1 protein-coding gene, 1 tRNA gene and 1 rRNA gene are annotated in these 3,049 nt (G+C 52.9%); all 3 read right to left on the minus strand.

Annotation, left to right across the window (positions count from 1 at the left end; all coding sequences use genetic code 11):
• Positions 1-47: 47 nt before the first annotated feature.
• Positions 48-124 (minus strand) — tRNA-Ile (locus DQ405_RS26415).
• 81 nt (positions 125-205) lie between these two features.
• Positions 206-1,742: ribosomal RNA gene (locus DQ405_RS26420) — 16S ribosomal RNA — on the minus strand.
• A gap of 572 nt (positions 1,743-2,314) precedes the next feature.
• Positions 2,315-3,049: aldehyde dehydrogenase family protein (locus DQ405_RS26425; RefSeq protein WP_168426475.1), on the minus strand; the 735-nt coding region annotated here is incomplete at its 5' end.

Below are 3,049 nucleotides of genomic sequence, written 5' to 3' on the forward strand. Positions count from 1 at the left end.
GCTGAGCTATGGCCCCGTATTTCTACAGGCGTTTTCCCACACAAAATTGGTGGGTCTGGGCAGATTCGAACTGCCGACCTCACCCTTATCAGGGGTGCGCTCTAACCAACTGAGCTACAGACCCAATTTCGGGCTGCTTCTTTCGTCTTCTTCAATGAATCAAGCAATTCGTGTGGGAACTTATGGAGCAGCTGATGTCGTCGATTAAGGAGGTGATCCAGCCGCAGGTTCCCCTACGGCTACCTTGTTACGACTTCACCCCAGTCATGAATCACACCGTGGTAACCGTCCTCCCGAAGGTTAGACTAGCTACTTCTGGTGCAACCCACTCCCATGGTGTGACGGGCGGTGTGTACAAGGCCCGGGAACGTATTCACCGCGACATTCTGATTCGCGATTACTAGCGATTCCGACTTCACGCAGTCGAGTTGCAGACTGCGATCCGGACTACGATCGGTTTTATGGGATTAGCTCCACCTCGCGGCTTGGCAACCCTCTGTACCGACCATTGTAGCACGTGTGTAGCCCAGGCCGTAAGGGCCATGATGACTTGACGTCATCCCCACCTTCCTCCGGTTTGTCACCGGCAGTCTCCTTAGAGTGCCCACCATAACGTGCTGGTAACTAAGGACAAGGGTTGCGCTCGTTACGGGACTTAACCCAACATCTCACGACACGAGCTGACGACAGCCATGCAGCACCTGTCTCAATGTTCCCGAAGGCACCAATCTATCTCTAGAAAGTTCATTGGATGTCAAGGCCTGGTAAGGTTCTTCGCGTTGCTTCGAATTAAACCACATGCTCCACCGCTTGTGCGGGCCCCCGTCAATTCATTTGAGTTTTAACCTTGCGGCCGTACTCCCCAGGCGGTCAACTTAATGCGTTAGCTGCGCCACTAAAAGCTCAAGGCTTCCAACGGCTAGTTGACATCGTTTACGGCGTGGACTACCAGGGTATCTAATCCTGTTTGCTCCCCACGCTTTCGCACCTCAGTGTCAGTATTAGTCCAGGTGGTCGCCTTCGCCACTGGTGTTCCTTCCTATATCTACGCATTTCACCGCTACACAGGAAATTCCACCACCCTCTACCATACTCTAGTCAGTCAGTTTTGAATGCAGTTCCCAGGTTGAGCCCGGGGATTTCACATCCAACTTAACAAACCACCTACGCGCGCTTTACGCCCAGTAATTCCGATTAACGCTTGCACCCTCTGTATTACCGCGGCTGCTGGCACAGAGTTAGCCGGTGCTTATTCTGTCGGTAACGTCAAAATTGCAGAGTATTAATCTACAACCCTTCCTCCCAACTTAAAGTGCTTTACAATCCGAAGACCTTCTTCACACACGCGGCATGGCTGGATCAGGCTTTCGCCCATTGTCCAATATTCCCCACTGCTGCCTCCCGTAGGAGTCTGGACCGTGTCTCAGTTCCAGTGTGACTGATCATCCTCTCAGACCAGTTACGGATCGTCGCCTTGGTGAGCCATTACCTCACCAACTAGCTAATCCGACCTAGGCTCATCTGATAGCGCAAGGCCCGAAGGTCCCCTGCTTTCTCCCGTAGGACGTATGCGGTATTAGCGTCCGTTTCCGAACGTTATCCCCCACTACCAGGCAGATTCCTAGGCATTACTCACCCGTCCGCCGCTCTCAAGAGAAGCAAGCTTCTCTCTACCGCTCGACTTGCATGTGTTAGGCCTGCCGCCAGCGTTCAATCTGAGCCATGATCAAACTCTTCAGTTCAAACATCTTTGGGTTTTTAAGAAACCCTAAACTTGGCTCAGCAATCGTTGGTTACATCTTTGATTTCTCGCGGAGTAACTTGTGATGCTGATAATCTTGTTGACTATCAGTCTGACTCCACAAGCACCCACACGAATTGCTTGATTCAGTTGTTAAAGAGCGGTTGGTTAAGATCTTTCGTCTCAACCGAGGCGCGCATTCTACAGCAGCCTCATTTGCTGTCAAGTGGTTATTTTCAGAAGTTTTCGAAGATTTCTTCAACAACTTCAACCACTTGCGCTTGCGATCTCTCGTAAGCGGGAGGCGAATTCTACAGCGTTACACGCTGCTGTCAACACCTCTTTTTCAACTTCCTTTTGGCTTCGATGAACTGAAGCAACTTGCTGCCGAGAACTGCGTAACTCATTGTTTACCAAGGAGTTTTCCGTTTCGACTGCGCCGGAAGTGGGGCGAATTATAGGCTTCCAGAATTTGCCGTCAACCTTCTTTTTCACATTTCTGTCATATAAGTCAAAAAAGCTCCAACAACGCAAAGGCCGGCCCCAAGGGGCCGGCCTTTTACCTACCGAGCCTTACAGGCTGGGAAAGGCGAATTGCGACGCTTCATGGCTGGCCCGTTGCGGCCAACGCTGGGTGATCGCCTTGCGACGAGTATAGAAACGCACCCCGTCCGGCCCATAGGCATGCAAGTCGCCAAACAGCGAACGCTTCCAGCCACCAAAGCTGTGATACGCAACCGGCACCGGCAGCGGCACGTTAACACCCACCATGCCGACTTCAATCTCATCACAGAACAGACGCGCCGCTTCACCATCACGGGTGAAGATACAAGTACCGTTGCCGTATTCATGATCGTTGATGAGTTGCATCGCCGCTTCCAGGCTATCCACCCGCACTACGCACAACACCGGGCCAAAGATCTCTTCTTTATAGATACGCATCTCAGGGGTGACGCGGTCAAACAAGCTGCCACCGAGGAAAAAACCTTGCTCATGCCCGGCAACACTCAAGCCACGGCCATCAACGACCAGCTCAGCCCCCGCCGACACACCGTCTTCTATATAGCCACTGACTTTATCTCGCGCCTGCCCCGTCACCAACGGGCCCATATCCAGCCCGCAAGAAGTGCCCGCACCAATCTTCAACGCCTTGACCTGTGGCACCAGCTTGGCAATCAATGCATCCGCCACCTGATCGCCCACGCACACAGCCACCGAGATCGCCATGCAACGCTCACCGCAGGAACCATACGCCGCGCCCATCAGGGCACTCACAGCGTTATCCAGGTCTGCATCCGGCATCAGCAC

It is taken from the genome of Pseudomonas sp. SST3 (genome assembly GCF_003325755.1).